Origin of the sequence: Kitasatospora sp. LaBMicrA B282 (assembly GCF_050325825.1) — a bacterium.
Taxonomy (GTDB): Bacteria; Actinomycetota; Actinomycetes; order Streptomycetales; family Streptomycetaceae; genus Kitasatospora.
Genome location: NZ_JBNQTI010000018.1, coordinates 34,538 through 59,754, shown reverse-complemented (window position 1 = coordinate 59,754; position 25,217 = coordinate 34,538). Strand labels below are relative to the sequence as shown.

General features: G+C 74.1%; 20 protein-coding genes. 14 read left to right on the top strand and 6 right to left on the bottom strand.

Translation table 11 applies throughout. The annotated features are described in order from the left end of the window. Window positions 1-135: 135 nt before the first annotated feature. A complete protein-coding gene (locus ACQRUO_RS08440) occupies window positions 136-354 on the bottom strand; it encodes a hypothetical protein (RefSeq protein WP_428315121.1) in 219 nt (72 codons plus the stop codon). Window positions 355-1,042: 688 nt separating this feature from the next. Between ACQRUO_RS08440 and ACQRUO_RS08435 the strand changes: the two genes are divergently transcribed. Further along, the gene (locus ACQRUO_RS08435) at window positions 1,043-2,071 is read left to right on the top strand and encodes a hypothetical protein (RefSeq protein ID WP_428315120.1); all 1,029 of its coding nucleotides are present in this window, start codon (window positions 1,043-1,045) and stop codon (window positions 2,069-2,071) included. Between the two features lie 133 nt (window positions 2,072-2,204). Here the strand turns inward: ACQRUO_RS08435 and ACQRUO_RS08430 are convergent, their stop codons facing one another. Beyond that, window positions 2,205-2,834, bottom strand: coding sequence for a hypothetical protein (locus ACQRUO_RS08430; RefSeq protein ID WP_428315119.1), 630 nt, complete (start codon window positions 2,832-2,834; stop codon window positions 2,205-2,207). 267 nt (window positions 2,835-3,101) lie between these two features. Between ACQRUO_RS08430 and ACQRUO_RS08425 the strand changes: the two genes are divergently transcribed. From ACQRUO_RS08425 to ACQRUO_RS08390, 8 genes are all read left to right on the top strand, one after another. Next, a complete protein-coding gene (locus ACQRUO_RS08425; RefSeq protein ID WP_428315118.1) occupies window positions 3,102-3,686 on the top strand; it encodes a TetR/AcrR family transcriptional regulator in 585 nt (194 codons plus the stop codon). Window positions 3,687-3,763: 77 nt separating this feature from the next. After that, window positions 3,764-4,984 carry an MFS transporter gene (locus tag ACQRUO_RS08420; protein WP_428315117.1) on the top strand — a complete coding sequence of 407 codons (1,221 nt, stop codon included), beginning with the start codon at window positions 3,764-3,766 and terminating at the stop codon, window positions 4,982-4,984. A gap of 86 nt (window positions 4,985-5,070) precedes the next feature. Beyond that, on the top strand, window positions 5,071-6,003 hold the full coding sequence (locus ACQRUO_RS08415; RefSeq protein WP_428315116.1) for an MBL fold metallo-hydrolase: 933 nt from the start codon (window positions 5,071-5,073) through the stop codon (window positions 6,001-6,003). 88 nt (window positions 6,004-6,091) lie between these two features. Then, the gene (locus ACQRUO_RS08410) at window positions 6,092-6,301 is read left to right on the top strand and encodes a hypothetical protein (protein ID WP_428315115.1); all 210 of its coding nucleotides are present in this window, start codon (window positions 6,092-6,094) and stop codon (window positions 6,299-6,301) included. After that, window positions 6,288-7,679, top strand: coding sequence for an amidase (locus ACQRUO_RS08405; protein ID WP_428315114.1), 1,392 nt, complete (start codon window positions 6,288-6,290; stop codon window positions 7,677-7,679). Before ACQRUO_RS08410 ends, ACQRUO_RS08405 begins: the two co-directional genes overlap by 14 nt. A 259-nt stretch (window positions 7,680-7,938) precedes the next feature. Continuing rightward, on the top strand, window positions 7,939-8,712 hold the full coding sequence (locus ACQRUO_RS08400; protein WP_428315113.1) for an ABC transporter ATP-binding protein: 774 nt from the start codon (window positions 7,939-7,941) through the stop codon (window positions 8,710-8,712). A 5-nt stretch (window positions 8,713-8,717) separates the two neighbouring features. Continuing rightward, complete coding sequence (locus tag ACQRUO_RS08395; RefSeq protein ID WP_428315112.1) at window positions 8,718-10,106, top strand: FtsX-like permease family protein; 1,389 nt, start codon at window positions 8,718-8,720, stop codon at window positions 10,104-10,106. Continuing rightward, on the top strand, window positions 10,103-11,356 hold the full coding sequence (locus ACQRUO_RS08390; RefSeq protein ID WP_428315111.1) for a sensor histidine kinase: 1,254 nt from the start codon (window positions 10,103-10,105) through the stop codon (window positions 11,354-11,356). The genes ACQRUO_RS08395 and ACQRUO_RS08390 overlap by 4 nt, the downstream gene beginning before the upstream one ends. A gap of 28 nt (window positions 11,357-11,384) precedes the next feature. On the opposite strand, the gene ACQRUO_RS08385 is transcribed toward ACQRUO_RS08390, so the two are convergent. The 3 genes from ACQRUO_RS08385 to ACQRUO_RS08375 are packed head-to-tail and all read right to left on the bottom strand — an operon-like array spanning window position 11,385 to window position 14,481. Beyond that, entirely contained in the window at window positions 11,385-12,047 is a 663-nt protein-coding gene (locus ACQRUO_RS08385; protein WP_428315110.1) for a response regulator, read from the bottom strand. A gap of 33 nt (window positions 12,048-12,080) precedes the next feature. After that, window positions 12,081-13,127 (bottom strand): hypothetical protein, encoded by a 1,047-nt coding sequence (locus ACQRUO_RS08380; RefSeq protein WP_428315109.1) that lies wholly within the window; start codon window positions 13,125-13,127, stop codon window positions 12,081-12,083. Window positions 13,128-13,164: 37 nt separating this feature from the next. Then, entirely contained in the window at window positions 13,165-14,481 is a 1,317-nt protein-coding gene (locus ACQRUO_RS08375; protein ID WP_428315108.1) for a PQQ-binding-like beta-propeller repeat protein, read from the bottom strand. Window positions 14,482-14,853: 372 nt separating this feature from the next. Here ACQRUO_RS08375 and ACQRUO_RS08370 point away from each other — a divergent pair, with 372 nt between their 5' ends. The 5 genes from ACQRUO_RS08370 (at window position 14,854) to pip (ending at window position 23,747) form a co-directional block, all read left to right on the top strand. After that, window positions 14,854-20,073, top strand: a complete 5,220-nt coding sequence (locus ACQRUO_RS08370) for a glycoside hydrolase family 38 C-terminal domain-containing protein (RefSeq protein ID WP_428315107.1) — start codon at window positions 14,854-14,856, stop codon at window positions 20,071-20,073. Next, the gene (locus tag ACQRUO_RS08365; RefSeq protein ID WP_428315106.1) at window positions 20,070-20,852 is read left to right on the top strand and encodes a peptidyl-prolyl cis-trans isomerase; all 783 of its coding nucleotides are present in this window, start codon (window positions 20,070-20,072) and stop codon (window positions 20,850-20,852) included. Before ACQRUO_RS08370 ends, ACQRUO_RS08365 begins: the two co-directional genes overlap by 4 nt. Window positions 20,853-21,120: 268 nt before the next feature. Beyond that, window positions 21,121-21,582: a hypothetical protein gene (locus tag ACQRUO_RS08360; protein ID WP_428315105.1), complete on the top strand. Its 462-nt coding sequence runs from the start codon at window positions 21,121-21,123 to the stop codon at window positions 21,580-21,582. Window positions 21,583-21,784: 202 nt separating this feature from the next. Next, window positions 21,785-22,678 (top strand): GNAT family N-acetyltransferase, encoded by an 894-nt coding sequence (locus tag ACQRUO_RS08355; RefSeq protein ID WP_428315104.1) that lies wholly within the window; start codon window positions 21,785-21,787, stop codon window positions 22,676-22,678. 109 nt (window positions 22,679-22,787) lie between these two features. Then, window positions 22,788-23,747, top strand: a complete 960-nt coding sequence (pip, locus tag ACQRUO_RS08350; protein WP_428315103.1) for a prolyl aminopeptidase — start codon at window positions 22,788-22,790, stop codon at window positions 23,745-23,747. A gap of 151 nt (window positions 23,748-23,898) precedes the next feature. Here pip and ACQRUO_RS08345 read toward each other — a convergent pair whose 3' ends face one another. Next, complete coding sequence (locus tag ACQRUO_RS08345; protein ID WP_428315102.1) at window positions 23,899-25,023, bottom strand: ABC transporter substrate-binding protein; 1,125 nt, start codon at window positions 25,021-25,023, stop codon at window positions 23,899-23,901. Window positions 25,024-25,217: the final 194 nt, after the last annotated feature.

The window sequence follows — 25,217 nt, the reverse complement described above, 5'->3', positions numbered from 1 at the left end:
GTTCTTCTCGAAGGCGCTCGATCTCCAGGTGCTGGGCGGCGATCCTGGACAGGGCCAGCCGCTTGAAGTCGGTCAGCGTCTCGATTGCGGTGTCGCGGTCGTCCAGGCGCCGCTTGAGGTCGGTGTTGGCGGCTTTCAGGCGCTCGATCTGGGCGGCCCTGGGTCGGGCACCGTCCCGGCCTCCCGCAGGGCCGTCAGGCGCCGCTCGAACTCCTCGGCCAGGTGCTGGTAGGGGCCGGGACGCTCGGCATCGTCTCGGCTCTTCTTCGGGCAGAAGCCGGTGCGGGTCACCCCGGCCTCTGCGGCGAGTGTCTTGAGGCCGCGCTTGCCGCCGGCTGGGTGGCAGCTCGCCACGCAGTAGCAGGTCCATGGCCGCCCGGATGGCGTCCTCATTGCGGGTTCGGGTCTCATCGCAGATGCGTGGCATCTCAGTCCCCCAGTCCAGTGGCAGCGTCGATCTCGGCGAGGACTCGCAGGTCCCTGTCCGCCTCCGTGACGATCAACGGCTCACCCCACGAAGCCGGCGGCCTCTAGCTCGAACCGTCGTCGGCCAGGGCACGCTCCAGCCCGATGTAGCCGTGCAACCCGGCCAGGACGGAGTAGTCCACCCAACTGACCCTGAACTTAAGGCCCTTGGTCACCCCAGCCGGGACCGGGAGAGTCAACGGCACCTTGGTCGGCCGACGCGGCAGCCTCGGGACCTCGCAGGTCAGCGTGGTGCCGAGGGCTGTCCACGGGAACCGTGGGAGTGTTGCTGTGAGCACGTGCGTCAGAATTCCTGATTCACCCTGGCCCTCCCGGAACGGCGTACCGCTCGACCGTGCCTCAAGGAGGGAGCAAGAGCGTAGGCACCGTCAGCGGGCTGAGCTAGCTGAGCTAGCAGTGCCGTCCACGCCCACGCCCGCCGCCCGCAGGCCTGGACGCGCCCCGGTGCGCCGCCAGTCACTGTCCCTCTCCCCCGAGGCAGGCACGTGTGGTAGACAGGCGAGGATCCGTCACTCGCACACCATCACACTGGAACCGAGTAGACCTGGAGCCGGTCATGGCCGCGGAACTTCTCCTCCTGCCCCTGCCGGAACTGCTTCCCACCGATCGGCCGGGCCTGACGGCGGCGGCGGGAACTCTGGGCGGGCACGATCTGGAGCCGGTCGGACTCAGCAGCACCGCTTCGGAGTTGGCGACCTGCCGTCGCGCGGCCCAAGTCGTGCTGAGCGCCGGCATCACCCGCACGATCTCGACCCCGAAGGGCTGGAGCGCGGAGGAACAGGCGCTCGACGTGCTGTTCGACGTGGGCCGGGCCGAAGGCGACAGCGCCACCATCCTCGCGGGCGCCCTGGGCACCGCCTACGTCGACGTGATCGAGGACGCCACCTCCACCCGCACGACACTGAGCCCGCAGGACTGGCGGGACCTGACGGACGGCATGGGCCAGGCCCTGGCGCTGATCGGCCTCACCGGCACCGAAGTCGCCCCGCCGGCCACCGCGGACCGGCTGCCCGACATCCGACGACTCCCGGCCTGCCACGAGCGGCTGCGCTGGATGCTGGGTCACCGGCTGTTCTACACGCTGACCCAGGCGCTGATCGTCTCGCTCTCCCTGTTCACCACCGCGACCTCCCGCGGTGACCACGAGGCAGCCGAGCAGGCGTTGACCACGGCCACCGCCCTGATGCGCGCATCGGCCGCAGCCCTGCTCTACACGGCCGACTTCCCGCACGCCGTCTACGCCGACGACATCCGCCCCAACGTCATGCGCCCGCCGAACACCCTGCCCGGCATCAGCGGAATCCAGGGCCGCGACCACCACGTGCTCATCCAGCTCTTCCGCGACCTGCGCCCCGTCTTCGGGGCCCTGAGCGGCACCAGCGAGTCCTACCAGCGCTTCAGGGCCGCCACCGAACGGCTCTTCGCCAACCACACGCACATCTGCGACAAGTTCGTCGGCCCGGTCAAGCCCAGCCTGCTGATGGAGGCCCGCAGCCGCTCGAAGGACCAGATCAGCGCCCGGCTGGCACTCCGGAAACTGACCCGACGCCGACTCCGCCTGCTCGAGGGCCGCGCGGACTACTGAACTGCTGCCGCGCATCTCCCGGGGACGCTGTGGGTCGATCCCGGACCCCGAACTCGCGGCCCGGCGCCGGGCTACCGCACCGGTCAGCAGCCCGGGCTCGACGACCACGCGGCGCCGCGGCGGCGATCAGCGGTCACACGACCATCTCGACCGCCTCCATGCGCAGCCCCTGGCCGGTGGTGCCGGCGATGGCGACCTGTTTGGCGGCCGCGCACTGGAAGCCGAGCCAGCCGTGGTTCTGCACGTAGGCGTCGGCGCAGATGCCGTTGGTGGCGATGCTGACCGCGAGGGCCTCCATCTGCAGCGACTGCCCGGTCGTGCCGACGAGGATGTCCGTGCCGTCGTCACCGCACCGCCAGCCCTGCCAGCCGATGTTCTGGACGTTGGCGTCCGCGCAGACGCCGCCGGTGTTGGTGGCGATGATGTCGATCGCCTGGATGGCCAGGCTCTGCCCCTCGGTGCCGTTGGGCCGTCCGTCGCAGACCGGCTGCTGCCAGCCGATGAACGCCACGTGCGTCGCGTAACAGATGTGTCGGACGGGGGCGTTGGGGCTGTCGGCCTGTGCCTTCCGGAGCGCCGCGACGAGCGCGGCGTGGACGGCGGGTCCGGCGTGGACTGCGGGACCTGCGGGTCCGGCGGGTCCGGCGGCTACCGCCGAGTGGCCCGGCGCGTCGGCGCGGGCCGGATCGCCGCCGGTCGCGAGGCCGGTCAGCAGCAGTGCGGCAAGGAGCGCCGCGGTGGGAACTCGGCGGCTTCGGATCAACGCCGTGGGTCCTTCCTGCGCGTCGCGGGCCCGCCATCGGGGGCCCGCTCGGGGGATGGGCACTGCGCAACGTAGCGTCCGTTCGACGGCGAACCGTGCGCGTGCCGCCGCGACTCGGCCGACTTGGTCTGTTCGATACCGGGATGTCCACCGGATGCCGGAGCTCGCGTGCCGACCCCGTTCGCTGTCCGGCTGACCTCAGTCCGCAGGACGGTCCGCCGCCCCGCCGCCCCGCCAGACGCGACTTCTTCGCATTAGGCTGTCCCCATGAGTGCCCGAGCGACCACACGCCCCGGCGGGCGCAGTGCCCGCGTCCAGCAGTCCGTGCACCAGGCCGTGCGTGACCTGGAGGCCGAGGTGGGGCGGGACGCGCTCACCGTCCCCCTGATCGCGGCCCGTGCGGGCGTGACGCCGTCCACCGTGTACCGGCGTTGGGGGGACCTGCGGGAGCTGCTGTCCGACGTGGCCGTCGAGCGGTTGCGTCCGGACACCCCGCCGGCCGACCACGGCAGCCTGCGGGCGGACCTGGAGGCGTGGGCGGTCCAGTTCGCGGAGGAGATGTCCTCGACGGCGGGTCGCACCTACATCCGCGACGCCCTGCTGGGCGACCCCGAGCAGGGCAACGCGGCCCGCTGCTCCGACTACGCCGCCGAGCAGTTGAAGGCCGTGGGCGTGCGCGCGGCCGGGCGCGGGGAGGCCGTGCCCGACGTGGAGACCCTGCTGGACGTGGTGGTCGCCCCCCTGATGTACCGCATCCTGTTCCGCCCCTCGGACCTGTCGGCGGCCTACACCGACCGCCTCGTGGCGACGGCGCTCGGCCGGACTCCCACCCCCTCCCTCCCTAAAAGCTAAAAGTTTGCGTTTCTGGCTGGCGCAGGGCTAATCTCTCTAACGCAAAGCGTTTGCCTTTAGGCAGTGAGAGGTGCTCCATGCTCAGCGTCGTAGCCCCGCCGTCCCCGCCCCGCCGCATGCCCGTGCTGGGCCGCCGCAGCGCCTTCCCCCTCCACGCCTCCGTCCTGGTCGGCCTGTTGGCCGCCTCGAGCGCACCGACCCCCCTCTACGCCCTCTACCAGGCCGCATGGCACTTCTCGGCGATGACGCTCACCGTCGTGTTCAGCGCCTACGCGCTCGCGCTGCTCGGGGCACTGCTGACCGCGGGCACCCTCTCGGACCACCTGGGCCGGCGCCCGGTCCTCATCGGTGCGCTGCTCGCACAGGCGGTCGCGATGGCCGTCTTCGCCACCGCCCAGGGCGTGTCGGCGCTGATCGCCGCCCGGATCCTGCAGGGCCTGGCCACCGGCGTGGCCACCAGCGCCGCCGGAGCCGCCCTGCTCGACTTCGAGGACCCCGACCGCCCGGGACGGGCGACCCTCGCCAACGGCATCACCCCGGTCGCCGGCATGGCGGCCGGCGTACTGGCCGCCACGGCCCTCGTGCAGTACGCCCCCGCCCCCACCCGCACCGTCTACCTCCTGCTGCTCCTGCTCTTCGTCGCCCAGGCGGCCGCGGTGCTCCTCACCACCGAGACCGCGCACCCCCACCACGGCGTGTGGCGCTCCCTGCGTCCGGGCATCGCCGTCGCTCCCGCCTCCCGCCCGGCCATGCGGCTGCTCGCCCCCGGCATCGTCGCCGCCTGGGCGCTGGGCGGCTTCTACTCCTCCCTCGGTCCCTCGCTCGCCCGGCTGATCGCCCCGCACGCCTCCCGCGCCACCGGCGGCCTGGTCTTCTTCACCCTGACCGCCGCGGCCGGCCTCGCCGTGCTGGCCGCCCGGCCGCTGCCCGCCCGCACCGCGAGTTCGGCCGGTACCGCGCTCCTGATCCCCGGGGCCCTGCTGACCCTGAGCGGCCCCCAGCTGCACAGCCTGCTCGCCCTGTTCGCCGGCACCGCGCTGGCGGGCACCGGCTTCGGCGCCGTCACCCAGGGCGCCCTGCGCCTGCTGCTCTCCCCGGCGGCCCCGGACGAACGCGCCGGCACGCTCGCCGCCTACTACGTGCTCAGCTACCTGGCCATGAGCATCCCCGCCGTCCTCGCCGGCCTGCTGACCAACCTGTACGGCCTGCAGACCGCCGTCTCGCTCTACGCCGTGACCGTGGTGCTGCTGACCCTGATCGGCCTCGCCCGTGGAGTGCGGCAGCCGAGCACCCCCTGACCGAGTCCTGCCTTCCCACACCGCACAGCACCACCCAGCCCCTCCCAGCCCAGCCCCACCCAGCGCCATCCGAAAGGGATCCACCCATGAGCACCGCCGCCCCCCGTCAGGCCACCGCCTCCACGAGCACGGGATGGAGCCTCGGCGACATCACCGTCCGCCGCGTCGACGAGATCGAACTGCCGCGGCAGACCGGACCCTGGCTGCTGCCGGACGCCACCAAGGAGGTCCTGGACGAGGCCTCGTGGCTGCGCCCCGACTTCGCCGACGCCGAGGTCCCGCGGCTGGCGAGCCACAGCTTCGCGGTGGAGGCGGGCGGGCTGCGGATCGTCGTGGACACGGGCATCGGCAACGCCAAGCCGCGCGCCAACCCGGCCTGGAACGGCCTCGACACCGACTTCCTGCAGCGCTTGGCGGCGGCCGGCTTCCCGACCGAGTCCGTGGACCTGGTAATCACCACGCACCTGCACACCGACCACGTCGGCTGGAACACCCGACTCGCCGGCGAGGAGTGGGTCCCCACCTTCCCCAACGCCCGCTACCTCACCAGCCGCACCGAGTGGGACCACTGGGCCGCCACCGAGCTGGACGAGGCCCGCCGCCAGATGTTCCGCGACTCCGTCACCCCCGTCCGCGACGCCGGGCAGTACGACCGCGTGGACGTGTCCGAGCAGGGGCACGAGGTGGCGCCGGGCGTCTTCCTGGTCCCGGCCCCGGGCCACACCCCGGGGCAGGTCGCCGTGGAGCTGCGCGGCAGCGACCGCCGGGCACTGATCACCGGCGACAGCATCCACCACCCCGTGCAGCTGTCCCACCCCCACGTGCACAGTTGCGTCGACATCGACTCCGCCCAGGCGGTCCGCACCCGCGCTCGGCTGCTCGACACCCTGGCGGACACCGACGCGCTGCTCCTGGGCACCCACTTCCCGCGGCCCACGGGCGGCACCGTCCGTCGGGAGAGCGGCCGCTACCGGCTGCTCGCCGAGCCCGCCGTCGAGATCCCGACCACCGCGGCCTGACCGCGGACCCGGCCGCTAAAACGAATCCTTGGCCTTTGAGCGTCGGGTCACTTCGCCGCTCAAGCCAGCACCGACAGGGAGAACCGCCATGCCCGCCGTCGAACTCACACCACCGGAGGCCGCCCGCTGGGCCGCCCGCGCCGGCCTCGCGCTGCCCGCCGAGCGCCACGCGGCGGTTGCCGCGGTCGCCGACCACATCCACCGCGTCGTCGCGGTGCTGCGCGAGCTGGACTTCGCGGACGTCCCGCCCGCGGCCGCCTACCGCGCCGGAGAGGAGCAGCACGATGCAGCCGTATGAGCTGACCCTGGCCGCCGCCGCGGACGCGATCCGGACCCGGCGACTGTCCCCGGTCGAACTGGTCGACTCCGTCCTCGATCGCCTCGAGGAGACCGAGCCGCACCTCGGCGCCTACGTCACGGTCGCCGCGGAGCAGGCGCGCCGGGCGGCCGGCGAGGCCGAACACGAGGCGGCGCACGGCCGTTACCGGGGACCGCTGCACGGCATCCCGATGGCGCTCAAGGACCTGATCGACGTCGGCGGGATGGCCACCACGGCCAGCTCCCGGGTCCGCGCCGACCACCGCGCGACGGCGGACAGCACGGTCGCCGCGCGGCTGGGCGCAGCCGGCGCGATCCTGCTCGGCAAGACCCACACCCACGAGTTCGCGTTCGGCCTGACCACTCCGCAGACCCGCAACGCCTGGGACCGGGCCCGGGTCGCCGGCGGCTCCAGCGGCGGCTCCGCGGTCGCCGTCGCGTCCGGCACCGCCACCTTCGCCCTGGGCACCGACACCGGCGGGTCGATCCGGGTGCCCGCCGCGCTCAACGGGGTCGTCGGCCTCAAGCCGACCTACGGCCTCGTCCCCCGTCACGGCGTCACCTCCCTGTCCTGGTCGCTGGACCACGTCGGCCCGATCACCCGCACCGTCGAGGACGCGGGCCTGGTCCTGACCGCGCTGGCCGGACACGATCCGCGTGACCCCGCCTCGCTGTCCGTGCCCGCCGTGGACTACCGGCCCGGGGCCGGCACGGACCTGACGGGGCTGCGCATCGGTGTGCCGCGCACCTACTACTTCGACCACGTCCACCCGGAGGTGGCGGCCGCCGTCCGGCACGCCATCCGGCAGCTGGAGGCCCTGGGCGCACGGCTCGTCGAGGTCGACATCCCGATGACCCGCTACATCCAGGCCACCCAGTGGGGCCTGATGGTGCCGGAAGCCGGCGCCTACCACGAGGGCACCCTGCGCACGGTCCCCGAGCTGTACCAGGAGGACGTCCGCATCCTCCTGGAGGCGAGCGAGTTGCTGAGCGCCGGTGACTACCTGCGCGCTCAACGCTCCCGCACGCTCATGCGCGCCGAGTGGGCACGGCTGCTGGAGGAGGTCGACGTGATCGCCGCCCCGAGCGTGCCGATGCCCGCGGTCGGCGCCGACCAGGCGACGGTCAGCTGGCCCGACGGCACCACCGAGAGCGTCTCCGACGCCTACGTGCGCCTCAACGCCCCCGCCAACATCACCGGAGTGCCCGCGCTGACCGTGCCGGTCGGCCACGACGCGGCGGGCCTGCCCCTCGGCATGCAACTGCTCGCCCGGCCCCTCGGCGAGCCCACGCTCCTGCGGGTCGGGCACGCCTACGAGCAGACGCAGCCCGCCCGGGCACTCGCCACCGCGGCCTGAGCGCCGGGCCGGGCCCGACGGTAGGACGGAGCCGCCGACCGGTCGTCGGGCTGCCTGTTCGCGGTGGACTCAAGCGGTGGGTACCAGGCGCGGTTGCACATCATCCCGACCCCCTGAGCCGGCGGCCACGCCACCACGAGCCCCTCGAAGGTCGGTGCCACCACCCGTGGCCACCACCCGCGGGGTTCGGTTTTCCGAACCCCGGATCCGGGGGTCGGCACGATCGTCCGGGCATGTCCCGCCCGCCCAGGATGAAGGCATGGCTGAGATGACGACAGACCCCGCCGCACCGACGGCGGGGACGTGGACGGGCGCCGCCGTGCGGGGGGAGGGGCTGCACCGTACGTACGGGCGGGGCGGGTCCGCCGTCCAGGCGCTGCGCGGGGTGTCCGTGGCGTTCGCGCCCGGCACCTTCACGGCGGTGATGGGGCCCTCGGGCTCCGGCAAGACCACGCTGCTGCACTGCCTGGCCGGGATGGACCGCCCCAGCCGGGGCGCGGTCTGGTGGGGCGACACCGAGGTGTCACGGCTGCCCGAGCGGCGGCTCGTCGAGCTGCGCCGCACCCGGGTGGGGTTCGTGTTCCAGGCGTTCAACCTGATGCCCGGGATGACGGTCGCGCAGAACGTCGAACTGCCCGGCCGGCTCGCGGGGGACCGGCCGGAGCGGGCGCGCGTGCTGGCGGCGCTCGCCGGGGTCGGGCTCGCCGGGCGTGAGCGGCACCGGCCCGGGCAGCTCTCGGGCGGCCAGCAGCAGCGGGTGGCGATCGCCCGCTCGCTGGTCGCGCGGCCCGAGGTGCTGTTCGCCGACGAGCCGACCGGCGCGCTCGACCGGGCGACCGGGCACGAGATCCTCGACCTGCTGCGCACGGGCGTGGACCGGGACGGGCGGACCTGCGTCATGGTCACCCACGACCCGGTCGCCGCCGGGTACGCGGACCGGGTGCTGCTGCTGGCCGACGGGCTGCTGGTGGACGAGCTGGTGCGACCGACCGCCGCCCAGGTCGGCGAGCGGCTGAGCCGGCTGGGCGGGTGAGGGCGATGGGGACCGTGCTGTCGCTGGCCGTCGGCCAGTTCCGCCGCCGCCCGGCGGCCTTCGCCGGCCTGGCCGTCGCGCTGTTCCTGGCGGTGGCGGCGGTGACGCTGTTCGGCTCGCTGTTCGCCGCCCAGGCCGCGGCCCCGGCCCCGGTCCGGTCGGCCGCGGTCGACGGGCCGGGCCTGATGGTGATCGCGGGTGCGTTCGGCGAGATCGCGATCCTGGTCGCGTTCTTCGTCGTCGTCAACGCGCTCGGCTTCACCCTGCGGCAACAGCACCGCGACCTCGCGCTCCTGCGGACCGTCGCGGCGACACCCCGCCAGGTGCGGTGCCTGGTGCGGGTCCAGGTCGCGGCGACGGTGCTCGGGGTGGCGCTGCCCGGCTGGGCGGCAGGCTCCCTCGCAGCCCGGTGGTTCCTCGCGGCGCTCCAGCAGCGCGGGATGGCCGCGCCCGGGATCCGGATCCCCGGCACACCCGTGCCCATGGCGGTCGCCCTGCTCACGGCGCTCCTCGTCGGGCTGGTGGCCACCGCCGTCGCGGCCCGGCGGATCACCCGGATCGCCCCGGCCGAGGCCCTGACGGCGAGCAGCACCGGAGTGGGGTCGGCGGGCGTGCTGCGGCTGATCGCGGGCGCGGGCGCGCTGACCGGCGGGGTACTGCTGCTGCGCCTGGCCGCGACCCGGCCGGCCGGCGAGCTGGACAAGGCGGGGCAGGCCGCGCTGCTCGCCTCGCTGGTGCTGCTGGTCGCGGTCGCGCTGCTGGGCCCGCCGGCGGCGCGCACCCTGGCCGCCGTCCTCGGCGCGCCGGTGCGGGCGCTGGCGCCGCGGACGGGCTGGCTGGCCGACGCCAACCTGCGCGGCTACGCGGCCCGGCTCTCCTCGGCGGTGGTGCCGGTGGCGCTCCTGGTCGGACTGTCGGGCACCATGTTGATCATGACGAGTACCGCCGAGCACGTGCCGCACGCCGGCAGCGCCGCGACCAGTGTCACCAAGGCCACCGACGTCTGGCTGCGCCAGGCGGAGCTGGCGTTGCTGGTCTGCTTCGCCGCGGTGTCCACGGTGAACACCCTGGTGGCGCTGACCGCCGACCGCCGCCGCGAGTTCGCGCTGCTCCGCCTGGTCGGCGCGACGCGGCGTCAGCTGCTGCGGATGCTGTCGGTCGAGGCCGCGCTGACCACGGCGATCGGGGTGGTGCTGGGCGGGGCCGTGGCGATGGCGTCGGCGGGGGCCTTCAGCCGGGCGGTGGCGGGGACACCGGTGCCGGTGGTCCCGGGCGCGGCGTGCGGGTGCGTCGTGCTGGGCGCGGTGGTGCTGACGGTGCCGGCGATCCTCGGCACGGGGCTGCGGGCCGCGAGCGGTCCCGCGGCTGACGCGCTGGGCGGTGAGCGCGGGTGACGCCGGCCGGCAGGCGACCCGAGCGGTATCTCGCCGTGCGGGGCGGCGAGTTCGCCTTCGCGGTGCTCGGGCTGCCGCTCGGGGTGCTCGGCGGGGCGTACGCGGTGGCGGTGCTGTACGGGGGAGTGCTGCTCTCGCTCACCGTGCTCGGCCTGCCGTTCGTCGTCGCCGCGCTGGCCGGGGCGCGCGGGCTCGGTGCGCTGCACCGACGGCTGGTCGGACGGCTGCTCGGCGTCCAGGTGGCCGCGCCGTCGGCGCTGCCGCGCCCGCACGGGGTGTTGGCGCGGGGGCGGGTGCGGCTGACCGACCCGGTCGCCTGGCGGTCGCTGCTCTACCTGCTGCTGCGGCTGCCGCTCGGGGTGCTCGGCTTCGCCGTCGCCGTCCTGCTCCCGCTCGGTTGCGGCTGGCTGCTCGGCTTCCCCCTGTGGGTCAGGCTGCTGGAGCCCGGACCCCGGTCGTTCGGGTGGCCGGACGCGGCCGCCGTCCCGCTCGGGCTCGCCGTCCTCGCCACGCTGCCCGCGGCACTGCGCGCGGTCGGCGCCGCGGACCGCGCCCTCGCCCGGCTGCTGCTGGGCCCGGCGAGGGCCCAGCAGCGTGTCCACGAGCTGGAGCGGGCCCGCACCACGCTGCTCGCCGAGAACACCGACCGGCTGCGCCGGCTCGAACGGGACCTGCACGACGGCACCCAGGCGCAACTGGTGGCCCTCGCCATCAGCCTCTCGCTCGCCGACGACACGCTGGACCCGGCTGCGGCCCCGCCGGACCTGGAACGGCTGCGCACCCTGATCGGCCGGGCGCGCGGTCAGACCGACGACACCATCGCCGGCCTGCGCCGCCTCACCCGGGGCATCCACCCGGTGGCGCTCGACGGCGGCCTCGCCGAGGCGCTGCCCGGCCTCACCGCCACCTCACCGGTGCCGGTCACCGTGCGGCTGGACCTGCGGGAGCGGCCGGAGGAGGCGATCGAGGCGGCCGTCTACTTCTGCGCGGCCGAGCTGCTCACCAACGTCGCCAAGCACAGCGGCGCCCGGACGGCCGAGCTGAGCGCGACGGCGGCCCGCGGCCGGGTCCGCCTGGTGGTCCGCGACGACGGGTGCGGCGGCGCAGCGCTCGGTGGCGACTCGCCGTCGGCCGGGACGGGGCTCGCGGGGCTGGCCGCGCGGCTCGCGGCGGTGGACGGCGTGCTGCGGGTGGACAGCCCGCCGGGCGGCCCGACGGTGGTCACCGCCGAACTGCCGAGCCGCCTGTGACGCCCGGGCGGGCCGCCCCAGCAGCGACCTACCCGCGCTCCGAGAGGTAGGCCAGCACCGCCTTGACCCGCCGGTTGACCGCGTCGGTCGCCGGCAGGTCGAACTTGGTGAAGACGGCCGCCACGTGCTTCTCCACCGCCCGCTCCGACACCACCAGCACGGCGGCGATCGAGCGGTTGGAGCGGCCCTGCGCCATCAGCTCCAGCACCTCGCGCTCACGCGGGGTCAGCGCCGCCACCCGGCTGCGCTGTCCGCCGCGCAGCAGGCGGGTGACCACCTCGGGGTCGAGCGCCGTGCCGCCCGCCGCGACCCGCTGGAGCGCGTCGACGAACTCCGCGGTCCGGGCCACCCGTTCCTTCAACAGGTAGCCGATCCCCGCCGCGCCACCGGCGAGCAGTCGGGAAGCCCAGGCGGTCTCCACGTGCTGGGAGAAGACGAGGATCCCGACCTCGGGCAGCTGCGCCCGGATCTCGACGGCGGCGCGGATGCCCTCGTCGGTGTGGGTGGGCGGCATCCGGATGTCGACGACGGCGACGTCGGGGCGGTGCTCGGCGACCGCGGCGATCAGTTCGGGGGCGGTCCCGGCGGTGGCGACCACCTCGCACCCGCGGGCGCCGAGCAGTTCGACCATCCCGTCCCGGAGGATCACGGAGTCCTCGGCCAGCACGACGCGCAGCGGCTTGTCGATCATGTCGTCCATTATCCGGACGCAAGCTCCACGCCGTCAGCAGGTGGGCATCGCAAGCCCGGGGAAGGCGAGCCGGTACTGCCCCCGGTACAGGGCCTCACCGCCGATCATGAGCCCGGCGGGGGACTCGACTCCCGCGCTGCGGGCGGTGCGCACGATCAGACCCGCGAGCTCGGCGGCGGCCACCTCCCCGGGACCGCCGGCATCGACGCGCCACGGCGCCCCGCCGTCGAAGCCGGCCGGCAGGGGCGGCAGGGCGTCTCGGGAGGTCCACCCGAGAGCGGCGGCGTTCTCCCCGCGAGCCGCCTCGGGCACCCGGTACTCGGTGTAGTCGACGTACAGGCGATCCGCGAAACAGCTGATGCCGAACAGCAGCGGGGCGCCTTCCCCGGGCAGCCGGCCGTACAGGGGCATGCTCTGGGTCAGCCCGGTCGCCAGGACCACGGCGGGAAGCGTCCGCAGGAACGCCCCCAGCGCGTTCTGCAACTGCTCCCAGTCACCGACGTGCTCCCAGCGCGGCTGCTCCAGCGGGTGCCCGCCGTCCGCCAGGACCGCGGCGAATCCCTGCCCGGCCTGTGCGTACCAGGACTCCCACACCTCGCTGCGCTGCAGCACCAGCTCGGGCCCGGCCACCCCGGCCCGCAGTTCCAGGGTCATCCGCTCCCGGCGCCAGCGCAGGAACGGCCTGCCCCAGGACGGCTGCGGGCTCCACCCGGACGGGCCGCGGAACCCGTGGGCCCCGACGTACGTCGCGTCCCCGAGCGCTGCCCGGACCGCGTCCGCGACCCGCCGGAACTCCTCGGCCTGCGCCCGCACGTCCGGAGCCGGGCGGCTCACCGGGACCGCCAGCTCCAGGTACTCCTGCCCCGGAGCCCACGCCCGGGCCGCCGCACCGACGGGCACCAGCACCGCGTCTCCGCCCGGCAGCCCGGTCACCACCCGGACCCGGTCCTCCGAGGCCCCGGCCCACTCCCAGCCCAGCCGGTCGACGAGACCACGCACGTCGTCCTCGGTCCACCGGAGCCCGACGAACGCGTTCGTCAACGTGCGGGCGACGGCCCCGACGTCCTCGTTGCTGATCATGATCCCTTCCTGTCAGTCACCCCGGACACTCCGAGCGTCAGCCGGTCGTCGGATAGGCCCGCAGGTCGGAGTGCCCGCCGTCGTACGCCAGCGCGGTGTACCCGTCGACCAGCAGGGGAGTGATCGTGGGGCCGGCCGAACGGTCGGCTCCGGTCCGCGCGTCGAGGATCACGGGACCGTTCTCGGTGACGCCGTAGGCCAGGCCGTGCCACAGGGCGGACACCTTGGGGGCGACACGGTGGTGGGCCGCGTCGGGCAGACTCCAGAGCTGATGCCCGTCGGTGGCGTCGGCCGCGACGACCGTGCTGTCGTTGGCGCACAGGATGACCGAGCGATCGTCATACAAGCACTGGGAGACCGCGGTACCGCTGTCGAAGCTCGCCACGGGCGCGGCGTGGCCGGTGGCATCGTCGACCAGCTGAGCGGACCATGCCCCGCTCTCGAAGTCCTGGGCCGAGACCAGCACCTTGGTCGGGCCGACCACGTCGATGCTGGTGTTGTAGACGTCGTTCGGCAGACTCCACACCTGGTGCCCGTCGGTGAGGTCGAGCGCGGTCACGGCGTCGTCGCCGCCGTCCTGGTGGACGACACCGACCACCTGGGAGCCGGCTACTGCCAGGGGAAGGAACGCGTTCTTCTCCCACAACGCCTTCCGGGTGCCGAGATCGGCAGCCAGCACCACACCCTGGTGGCCGTCGGTGACCTCGACGACCGCCGTACTGCCGTGCACGCCCAGCAGCGTGGCGGAAGGGCTGTTGGAGGAGGTCGGGCGCGGGTCGATCACTCCGTCCGGCACGTCCAGGAGCATCGACCAGGCGGCCTGCCCGGTGCCGGTGTCCAGGGCGGCCAGCTCGACGGACAGGTGCCCGGCCGTGGTGCCCTGACCGGGAACGTTCTCCAGGAAGGCCACGGCGGCGTCACTCTTCCCGTTGACGGTGGCGAGCACCGGAGCGCCGGCGGGGTTGTCGCCGTCCGACGTGCTGCTCGGCTGGGCGGCCGGATTCCGCGCGCCCAGGGTCGTCGTGACCTTGCCGGTCGTCACGTCCACGGCCTGCAAGGAGTCCGTGGTCGCGAGGTAGGCCGTCGTCCCGTCCAGCACGACGGGCAGCGACCTGCGCGGCCGGCCGAGGGCCGGCTCCTTGGCCATGCCCAGGGCCGCGCCCGGCAGGACGACACCCTTGCCGGCGTCGAAGGCGGTGGGCGGATCGTACGCCTGGCGCGGCGGTGCGGCCGGCACGGTAGGACGTCCACTGTCGTGAACGTCGCCGCCTCCCGGTCCGCTGCTCCCGCAGGCGGCGACCGAGGACAGCGTCAGGGCGGTGGTGAGCAGGCATGGAATCGTGCGGTAGCGCATGAGCAGCAGGTCCCCCAGAGTAGTCCGTCATCCGCGCACAGGGATCGGTCCGTGTCCACCTCGCCGAACCTCCGGCTCGACGCCTGCATGAACACGACAGCAAGCTGATCCCGTGTCAGCTTATCGACCCAAACGATCAAGGGGCGAATCCCTCGGTGCAGCAACGCGGCACTCCGGCCTCTCCCAGGCGAACCGCCTCCGGTGGCCGTCGGCCGGTCCTACGAATGGCCAGTTCAGGCTCACTTGGGCGCCGCCGTCATGTCTGCGTGGGTGTCGCACCCGCCGGACTGGCATCGTGACCCACCGTGGCGGGAGTCCGAGGGCCCGCGGATTCGGCGGGCTCGCTGCCCGGGCCGGTGCGGGAGAGATGACGTGACTGACGAACGCGCAGTGCAGACGACCGACGTGGCGCAGGACGGCGGCCTCGCCCGGCGGCGCTTCCTGTCGTTGCTGGCGGTGGCCTCGGCCGCCGTGGTGGGCGTGGAGGGCGGCGCGGTCGTCCCGGCGCACGCGGACGTGACCGTCCCCGAGGCGGTGCCGGTGCCGCTGCCCCACGACCTCGCGGGCGCCTCCTACGACCGCGACCGGGCGGCGGCCGACTTCGACGGGTACGGCTGGTGCTACCCCGCCGAGCAACTGCCGTCGGGGCGGACGCTGATCGCCGGGGTGCCGTTCGCCTTCCCGTCCTACGGCCCGGGCACGAAGAACTTCCTCGCCGCGCACGGTCAGACGCTCACCCTGCCGGCGGGGCGGTACTCGTTGCTGTACGTCATCGGCGCGGCCTCGAACGGGGACGCCGACCGGATGGCCGAACTCCACTACGCGGACGGCAGCTCGGTGCGGGTCCCGCTGCGCCTGACGGACTGGACCAGCAGTCCGCGGTTCCTGGAGGCGGTCGCGGTGGAGGCCACGCACCGGCACCAGGCCTCGGGCGACTGCGCGCCGCGGGTGCGGCTCTTCCTCCAGGTGGTCCCGTGCGATCCGCTGCGGGTGGCGCAGGCGTTGGTCCTGCCCGACGACGGGGACCTGAAGCTGATCGCCCTCAGCGCCCAACCGGCGGTGGCGGGAGCCGCGTTGAAGGTCACCGCGGTGGCCTCCACCGAGCTGTTCACCGGCTCGCGGGAGGAGCCGCGCCAGGTGGTCCAGGTGAGCGTGGCCAACATCGGCTCCCGGCCGGTCGGGCCGCAGGACGCGGCGACGGTCCAGCTGTCGGGGGAGGGCGTGCGCACACCCGAGCCGGCCGTGGTACGGGAGTTGGCGCCGGGTGGGCAGGAGACCGTCGAGGTGGGTGTGGTCCACTCCCGGCAACAGCCTGACGGCGTGGTGCTGCCGGCTGCGGTCCGGGCGGCGACCCGCGACGTGGTGGACACCCAGTCGGTGCGGATCACGGCGGCCGAGCCGGGTTGGACGATGTTCATGGTGCCGCACTTCCACTACGACCCGGTCTGGTGGAACACCCAGGGCGCGATCACCGAGACCTGGGAGAACGCCGGATTCCAGCGCCCGGGCCTGACGCTGATGCGGGCGCACCTGGACATGGCCCGCCGCGACCCCGACTACAAGCTCGCGCTGGCCGAGCTGGACTACCTCAAGCCGTTCTGGGACGGCTGCCCCGAGGACCGGGACCACGTCCGCCACCTGCTGGCCGAGCGGCGCCTGGAGCTGGTCGGCGGCCTCTACAACGAGCCCAGCACCAACCTGACCAGTGTCGAGCTGACCATCCGCAGTGCGGTGTACGGGATGGGCTACCAGCGGGACGTGCTGGGCGGATCGCCCTGCACCGCCTGGCAGTTGGACGTCTTCGGGCACGATCCGCAGTTCCCGGGGATCATGGCGGACGCCGGGCACACCTCGAGTTCCTGGGCGCGCGGCCCGCACCACGAGTGGGGGCCGAAGGGGCACGTCGGCGACAACCGACGGATGCAGTTCCGCAGCGAGTTCGACTGGATCGCGCCCAGCGGGCGTTCGCTGCTGACCAGTTACATGCCCAACCACTACTCCGCGGGCTGGGAGATGGACAGCGCCGAGACGCTGGAGGCCGCCGAGGCCACCGCCTACGAGCTGTTCCGCGACCTCAAGTCGGTGGCCGCCACCAGGAACTGCCTGCTGCCGGTCGGCACGGACTACGCCCCGCCGAACCGCTGGGTCACCCGGGTGCACCGCTCCTGGGCCGAGCGCTACACCTGGCCCAGGTTCGTCACCGCCGTGCCCGGCGAGTTCTTCGACGCCGTCCGCCGCGACCTGGCCGCATCCGGCACCGCGCTCTCACCGCAGACCCGGGACATGAACCCCATCTTCACCGGCAAGGACATCACCTTCATCGACACCAAGCAGGCCCAACGCGAAGCGGAGAACACCCTGCTGGCCGCCGAGCGGTTCGCCACCGTCGCCGCGCTGCTGGGCGCCCGGTACCCGGGGGAGGCGTTCGACAAGGCCTGGCGGCAACTGTGCTTCGGTGCGCACCACGACGCCATCACCGGATCCGAGAGCGACCAGGTCTACCTCGACCTGCTGGGCGGCTGGCGCGAGGCGCTGGAGCTGGCCCGCACCGCGCTCGACGGCGCGCAGGCCTTCCTCGCCGCCCGCGCCGACACCCGCGGCGCGGGCACGCCGCTGCTGGTCTTCAACCCGATGGCCTGGCGCCGCACCGACCTGGCCCGCGCCGCGGTGAGCTTCCCGGCCCCCGGCCCGGCCGGGCTCGCCCTGGCCGACCCGCAGGGGCGGCCGGTGCCCGCCGTCGCCGACCGGATCACCCGCCACCCGGACGGCAGCATCGCCACCGCGCGCCTGTCCTTCGTCGCCCGCGAGGTGCCCGCCACCGGCTACGCCACCCACCACGTGGTGGCCGCCCAGACCCTGCCGGCCCCTCAGACCCTGCCGGCTGCGACGGGCTGGACGGCCGCCGGCGGGCTGGAGATCGAGAACGAGTACTACCGCCTGGCCGTCGACCCCGCGCGCGGTGGCGTGATCACCTCGCTGTACGACAGGACGGCGGGCAAGCAGATGCTGCGCCCGGGCGGTTGCGCCAACGAACTGCTCGCCTACGACGAGTACCGCGACGGACCCGGCGCCCCCGCCGGAGGCCCCTGGGTCACCGTCCCCAAGGGCGCCCCGGTCGCCCGCAGCAGCGACCGCCCCGCGACCGTCACCGTCGAACAGAGCCCGATCGGCCGGCGCGTCACCGTCCAGGCCGACTTCGCGCAGTGCCGGTTCACCCAGCGGATCACCCTGTGGCAGGGCGTCGACCGGATCGACCTCAGCACCCGGATCGACGGCTACACCGGCACCGACCGCCTGCTCCGGGTGCGCTTCCAGCCCGCCGTCACCGGCGGTATGCCGGTCGCCGAGGTCGGCGACGCGGTGGTCGGCCGCGGCTTCGGCTTCCCCGACGTGGACTACGCCGAGACCCCCTGGACCCTGGACTACCCGGCCTACAACTGGGTCGAACTGGGCGCCACCCTGGTGGTCGCGCTGACCGACAGTCCCGGGGGCGCGCAGCGCGCGGCCCGGGCGGTCAGCGTCGCCGAACTCGTCGTCCCCGATGCCACCGCCTACAACACCCAGGCCCGCGAGGCGGTCACCGCGCTGGTGGCCACCGGCGTCACCGCCACCACCTCGACCCACGACGGCCCGCGCTACGGAAGCCTGGACGTCGACTCCAACCTCCCCGACCTGCGCATCTCCGTCGGCTCCGCGACCGAGAACCGCTTCACCGCCGCCGTCCTGGCGGCCGCCGCGCCCGGTTACCGGGCCGAACTGGACCGCGGGCTCTCCCGCGCCCGCACCGCGCGGGTGTGGGTGCCGGCCGCCAGACCGCTGGCCGACGTCTGGCTCCCGAACGCCGACCTGCGCGACCCGCTCGCCCTGCCGGTCCTGGTCATCGCCGGCCGCACGCCCGCGGACACCCGGGCCGCCCTGCACGAGCTGGCCGCCGAACTGCGCCGCGCACCGCGCATCGAGGTGGTCCAGCCCGCCGAACTCGACGGCACCACCGGCCAGGTGGAGCCGTACGGCTTCGCCGTCCTGAACCGCGGCCTGCCCGGCTACACCGCAGCCCCCTGCGGAGACCTGTACCTCGGGCTGCTGCGCTCCTCCACCGGCTGGCCCTCCGGCACCTGGATCGACCCGCCGCGCCGCCGGCTGCCCGACGGGGCCGCCTTCCAGACCAACCACTGGAGCCACACCTTCGAGTACGCCTTGATCGGCCACCACGGCGACTGGCGCGAGGCCGGCCTGGCCCGGCGCGGACACGCCTACAACACCCCGTTCACCACCCGCCAGGAGACCGCCCACCCCGGCTCGCTGCCGGCCGCCGCCGAACTGCTGGCAACCGACGGGGAGAGCGTCGTGGTGACCGCCTGCAAGCCGCGCGGCAACCCGATGGCCGCCATGGCCGGCACCGAGCAGGACCCCCGCCAGGGCCTCGTGATCCGCGCCTACGAATCCAGCGGCCGCCCCACCACCGCGCGATTCACCTTCGTCCGCCCGCTGACCACGGCCGTGGGCGTCGACCTGCTGGAGGCCGCACCGCAGGCCGCCGGCGGCGTCCGGGCGCAGGGCGGACGGATCGACTGCACGTTCGGCGCCTTCGAGATCCGCACCCTGGCCGTCACCGCGGAGCCCACCCTGTCGGACATCCAGGGACCCCGGGGCACCGAGCTGGCCCCCGCCACCGAGCCCGCCCAGCCCGTCTACGCCCCCTACTGGCGCCACAACAAGGGCGCCGCCCCGATGGGCTACCAGATGACGACCATCCAGGCCTCGCCCGAAGCCGTCACCGGCACCGGCCCCTACGACCTCGACATCACCCTCGCCTCCTCCCACACCCGCCAGGACGCCACCGGGACGGTGGAACTCGTCCTGCCGCCCGGCTGGAGCGCCACCCCCGCCACCCGGATGTACTCCCTGGCCCCCGGCGCCCACCTGCGCTACACCGCTCGCGTCCGACCCGCCGGCCCGGGCGGCCGGTACTTCGTCGGCGTCCGCACCAAGGACACCCGGGGCCAGGCGTTCGAGGACGTCGTCACCGTCGACCACACCCCCACCGCCCGCGCCGCGGACCTCCCCCTGCCACTCGCCCTGCCCGGCTCCGAACCCGACCACCCGCTGCCCGAGACACCCCGCGAACGGGACCAGGCCCTGTCCATCGACCGGGTCACCCGCAAGGCCCGCCTCGTGGTCCCCGCCCAGCCCACCGACAGCCCCGACCGACCGGTCACCCCCGCCGAACTCACCGTCACCCTCCCCACCACCGACCTGACCCTGCGTCCGGGCGAGAACGGCGAACTCCTCGTCGAGCTGCACAACCTGGCGGCCGGCCCGATCCACGGCGAGGCCCAACTGATCACGCCCTACGCCCTGTGGCACCGCACCAGCCCCTGGACCCAGCCCTTCACCGTCGACCCCGGCGGCACGAACACCCTGCGCTACCAGGTCACCGCCCCGCCCGACACCCGCCCCGGCCACTGGTGGGCCCTGGTGAAGGTCATGTACTTCGGCCGCCTCCACTACACGCCCACCGTCTCGATCACCGTCGCGGAACCGGCCACCCCGAGCACCGGCCCCGCCGCCCGCGCGACCGCCGCCCGGTGACCGGCCGCCTGATGACCCGCCGCCCGATGACCGGCCACGCGCACGTCGTCGCCCGCGTCGGCGACCGCACCGTCACCACCGACGACCTCGACGCCCGCCTCGCCGCCATCCGCAGCGGCCCGCTCGGCCCGAGACTGCCCGAGGACGACACCGCCTCCGCACGACGACTGCGTTGCTGGGTCGCCGGGCTCCTGGCCTCCGAAACCCTGATCCGCCACGAAGCCGCCCGCCTGCTCCCGGCCGCCGCCCGCCCGGACCCGCCGTCACCGGGCTCCCTCGCCGCCACGGCAAGCCACCTGTTCACCCACGTCACCGCCGACGTCACCGTCGACGAGAGCGAGCTACGGCGCTACTACGACGCCAACCCCGACCTCTGGACCCGCCCCGAACGCCGCACCCTCCGCCAGGCCCTGCGCCCCCACGCCCACCAGGCAGCCGCCCTGCGACCCGAGGACCTGGGCCCACCCGAGAGCCTCACCCGCGGACAGTTCACCGGACCCCTCGAGGACGCCGTCTTCGCCGCCCGGCCCGGCGACCGGATCGGCCCGGTCCACACCGCCTTCGGCTGGCACCTCGCCGTCCTCGACCACGTCGAGCCGGCCCGCACCCTGCCCTACCCGACCGTCCGCCCCACCATCCACGCCGACCTCCTCGCCGCAGCCCGCGGCAGCGCCTTCGACGACTGGCTCACCCTCCGCCGTGCCGCCCTCGTCCGCCTCGCCCCCGGCTACGAACACCCGGGCGACCCCAACCAGCCGGACCACGTCCACCGACACTGAGAGCGGCGTGACCAGCACCGAACGTCCACCCGTGGCGGGGCTGAACGCATCGACGGTGGGGCGCGTACCCCCGGGCAGAAGCTCTGGCAGAGCCCGACCGGCAGTCGAGTCGGGGACCGAGTGCAAGTCCCCGGCGGCCCGGTCGGGGGCGGCAGCACCTGTGGTGCGGCCGTGCCGACCGGGTGGAACCCAGGGCCGAGCGGGCGTCGGGCCCGCTCGGCCGCATCCGGCGCATCCCCGCCCTCCTGCCAATCCCCTGGAGGTTACTGTGTCCGCGCTTTCCCCTGCCCGAAACCGGGTGGCCGCCCTCACCGCCGTGCTATGCCTGGCGGTGGCCTGGATCCACGTCCAGGACCAGGGCGGCCTGCCCGGGAGCAAGACCCCGCGTTACGTCGGGATCGGCTACTACCTGCTGGAGACGACCGGCCTCCTGTGCGCCCTCGCCCTGCTGAGCGTCGGTCGGACCAGCCTGAGCAGGCTCCCCTGGCTGCTGGCCACGGGCGTGGCGCTCGGGCCGATGGCGGGCTACCTGCTCTCCCGCGGCCCCGGCCTGCCCGGCTACACCGACGACAAGGGCAACTGGACCGAGCCCCTCGGCCTGCTCAGCCTGGCCGTCGAGGCGGCACTGCTCACCACGGCCGCGACCGTCCTGCTGCTGGGCCGCCCCGTCCGGCAGGCCGGGCCGACCGCACCGCGGCCCGCGACGGTTCGCCGGCACTCCTCGCTCTGAGGGGTGGGCGAGTCGGTCGGGGCAGCGCGGCGGAAAACTCGTTGCGCCGCGCGCGCCGGCGCCCGTACCGTCTGCCCGCCCCCCGAGATCGGGAACAGGCGCCGTCGAGAAGGAGGTGTGCAGCGATGCGTAGGAGTGTCCAGCACGGGAACCCGCGTCCTGGCAACGACCGTTCACCCCACCTCCTCACCACGGAGCTCTCTTGTCACACCCCACGTCCTACCGTGTCACCCCGCTGATCGACCCCGAGCGCGGACCCGCCGGCCACCGCCTCGCCTGGCTCGCCGCCGATGCCGACGGCAGTCCGGCCGGGTCGGCGTTCCTGCGCCTGTTCACCGCCGCCGGCCAGCAGCACCTCGCCGAGCTGGCGATCAACGTCCACCCCACCGAGCGGCGGCGCGGCGCCGGCTCCCGCCTGCTCGACGCCGCCGTGACCGCCGCCCGGGCGGACAGCAGGCGGTGCGTCATCGCCCAGGCCCGCGAGGGCCAGCCGGGCGACCACTTCCTGGCAGCCCGAGGGTTCCGCCGGGTGATGACCCTCACCTACGCACGGCTCGCACTCGCGGAGGCCGACCCCGCCGCGCTCGATTCACTGGTCGAGGCACCGCACCCCGGCTACCGGCTGATCTCCTGGGACGGCACGGTGCCCGACGAGCTCGCCGAGACCTTCACCGCCTCCCGCAGCGCGATGGACGACATGCCGATGGAGGGAACGGACTTCGGCCGGGTCGTCTGGGACGTCGACCGGGTGCGCGCGGCGGCCGCCGCCGTCGCCAGGCGCGGCGAGCTGCTGGAGACCGTCGCGGCGGTGCATGCGGCGAGCGGCGAGATCGTCGGCTTCACCGAACTGGTCGTCCCGGCCGGCGGCGTGGGCGACGCGCAGCACTACGGCACCGGGGTGCTGCCCGAGCACCGCGGCCGCGGGCTCGCGGTGTGGATGAAGGCGGAGTCGATCCGCCGCGCGCGCGAGCGACACCCGGAACTCGCCGGGCTGCTCACCGATACGGCGGGCGACAATCCGTCCATGCGGAGCATCAACGACGGGCTCGGCTACCGGGCGACGCATCGCACCTTCGAGTACCAGCTGGACCTCTGACGGCTTGTCACGCAGCCGTGGCGGGGTCGCCCAACGCCGGCCCCGCCCGCCAGGTCGGCGGAAAAAAATCGCGGAGCCCGACGGCGATCGCGTCCTAGGATCGACGGTCATGGTTGACCTCTATCCTCCCACCGACCCGTACGACCACGGCCTCCTCGACACCGGCGACGGCAATCACGTCTACTACGAGCAACTCGGCAACCCCAAGGGCAAGCCCGCCCTGAGCGTGCACGGCGGCCCGGGCGCGGGCGCGCGGCAGCGGCCGATGAGGGTCTGGGATCCCGAGCGCTACCGCCTCATCCGCTTCGACCAGCGCAACTGCGGCCGCAGCACTCCGCACGCCAGCGACCCGGCGGCGGACATGAGCCTGAACACCACCCAGCACCTGATCGACGACATGGAACGCCTGCGCGAACACCTCGGCATCGACAAGTGGCTACTGAGCGGCGCCTCCTGGGGCTCGACGCTGGCCCTGGCGTACGCGCAGCAGCATCCGGAGCGGGTCAGCGAGATCCTCATCTCGGCGGTGACGACGACCCGTCGCGCCGAGATCGACTGGCTCTACCGGGGCGCCGGGCGGTTCTACCCCGAGGCGTGGGAGCGATTCCGCGACGGCGTCCCCGAGGAGGAGCGGGACGGCGACCTGCTCGCGGCCTACGCGCGGCTGATGGAGAACCCCGACCGGGCGGTCCGGGAGAAGGCCGCCGCCGACTGGCTCACCTGGGAGGACGCCGTCATCTCGAACGAGCCGAACGGCCGGCCCGGCATGTACAGCGACCGCGAGGTCGACGCGCAGCTCGCGTTCGTCCGGATCTGCGCGCACTTCTTCAGCAACGGCGCCTGGCTCGAGGAGGACCAACTGCTGCGCAACGCCCACAGGCTGGCCGGGATCCCGGCGATCCTCTTCCACGGCCGGCACGACATGGGCGGCCCGGTCCAGACGGCGTGGGAGCTGGCGAAGGCCTGGCCGGACGCGCGGCTGCACATCATCGAGGACTCCGGTCACGCCGGCAGTCTCACCATGCAACTGGCGGAACGGGAGGCCATCGAGGAGTTCAAGAACCGCTGACCCACCGGGCGGCCGGGCCGATGTTCCTGGAGGGCCTTGATCCTCTGCCGCGAACGAGGGCGGACACCCGCCCGGCCGCCCCCATCCGGCGCGCCATCACGCCGGTCATCGCCCAGCACCGCTGATGGGCTACTGCGTCCCGAAAGCGGGCTCAGCCGGTGTGGAGGACGCGGAAGCGGTCAGGGGCGGCCGGGTCGCGGTCGGCGACCTGGACGGGCGCCCAGGCCCACTGCCAGACGTCGATGCCGGGCATGCGGGTGAAGCGGATCGGGCCGCGGGTTCCTTCGACGGCGAGGCGCGGCCAGGCCTCGGCGATGCGGGCCCGGTCCGTACCGTGGGAGCGCAGCGCGGTGGCGAGGACGGTGGCGGTGTCGTAGCCCTCGAAGGCGACGAAGGAGGGTTCCTCGCCCAGCTGTTCGCGCAGGGCCGCCGCGACCCGAGTGCCGAGCGGGCTGAGCTGGTCGGGCAGGTAGCGCAGGAAGGGGATGCCGGCGCCGTCGGCGCCCAGCAGGGTGACCCATTCCGGGAGCTCCGGCTGCCCGGCCGGGGCGCCGATCAGGAGGTCGGGCAGGCGCGGGTCGCGGCGCACGGCCCGGACGAGCGGCACGGCCGGGTCCGGGTGGCCGACCAGGAGGAGCAGAGCCGTCGCGTGGTGGTCGGCGAGGGCGTCGCACACGGCGGCCGGGTCGAGTGCGCGTGCGTCGAGGTCGAGGACGGTGCCGCCGTGTGGCGTGACGTGGTCGCGCAGGATGCGGGTGCCGGCGGCCCAGTAGACGCCGGGGTCGGCCGCCACGGCGATCCGGCGGTGACCCACTTTCAGAAGGTGGTCCGCGTAGCTGCGCCAGCCGTGGGACTGAGCCGGGGCGAGGCGGGCGATCCAGTCGGTGGGCTGCTCGGTGAGGTCGTCGAGAACGGCGGAGGAGCAGAGGTACGGCAGGCCGAGGGCGGCGGCCCGGGCGGCGGCGGTGCGGGCGACGACGCTGTGGAACTCCCCAGCCAACGCGGCCACGCCCGACTGGGCGAGTTCGTCGACGGCCGCGGCGGCGCGCTCCGGATCGGCTGCGGTGTCCCTGACGACCAGCTCGAGGGGCCGCCCCAGGATGCCACCACCGGCGTTGACCTCACCGACGGCCAGCTCGAGCCCGGCGAGCAGGTGGCGGCCCGCCCCGACCCAGCCTGGCCGCGACAGCGGGACGAGGGCCCCGACCCGGACGGCCGATGCGTCCGCGCGATCCGCGCGATCCGCGGCGGAGGATGCTGACGTGGTGCTGGTCAAGGGTGACACCTCGGCGGCTCGGCTCGGTCGGGACCGTCAGCCTATCGAGGTCCGAAGTCCGCGTTCCAGGGCGTCTCATGGGAGAGTCCAGCGCGTGGCTCGGTAAGGAATCCATGGAGGGATGTCGAAGCCGATCGCTTCAGCAGTAGCACTTGTCCCCGGAGTGTCCGGCTGTGCACTGTTCGCAATGTCCT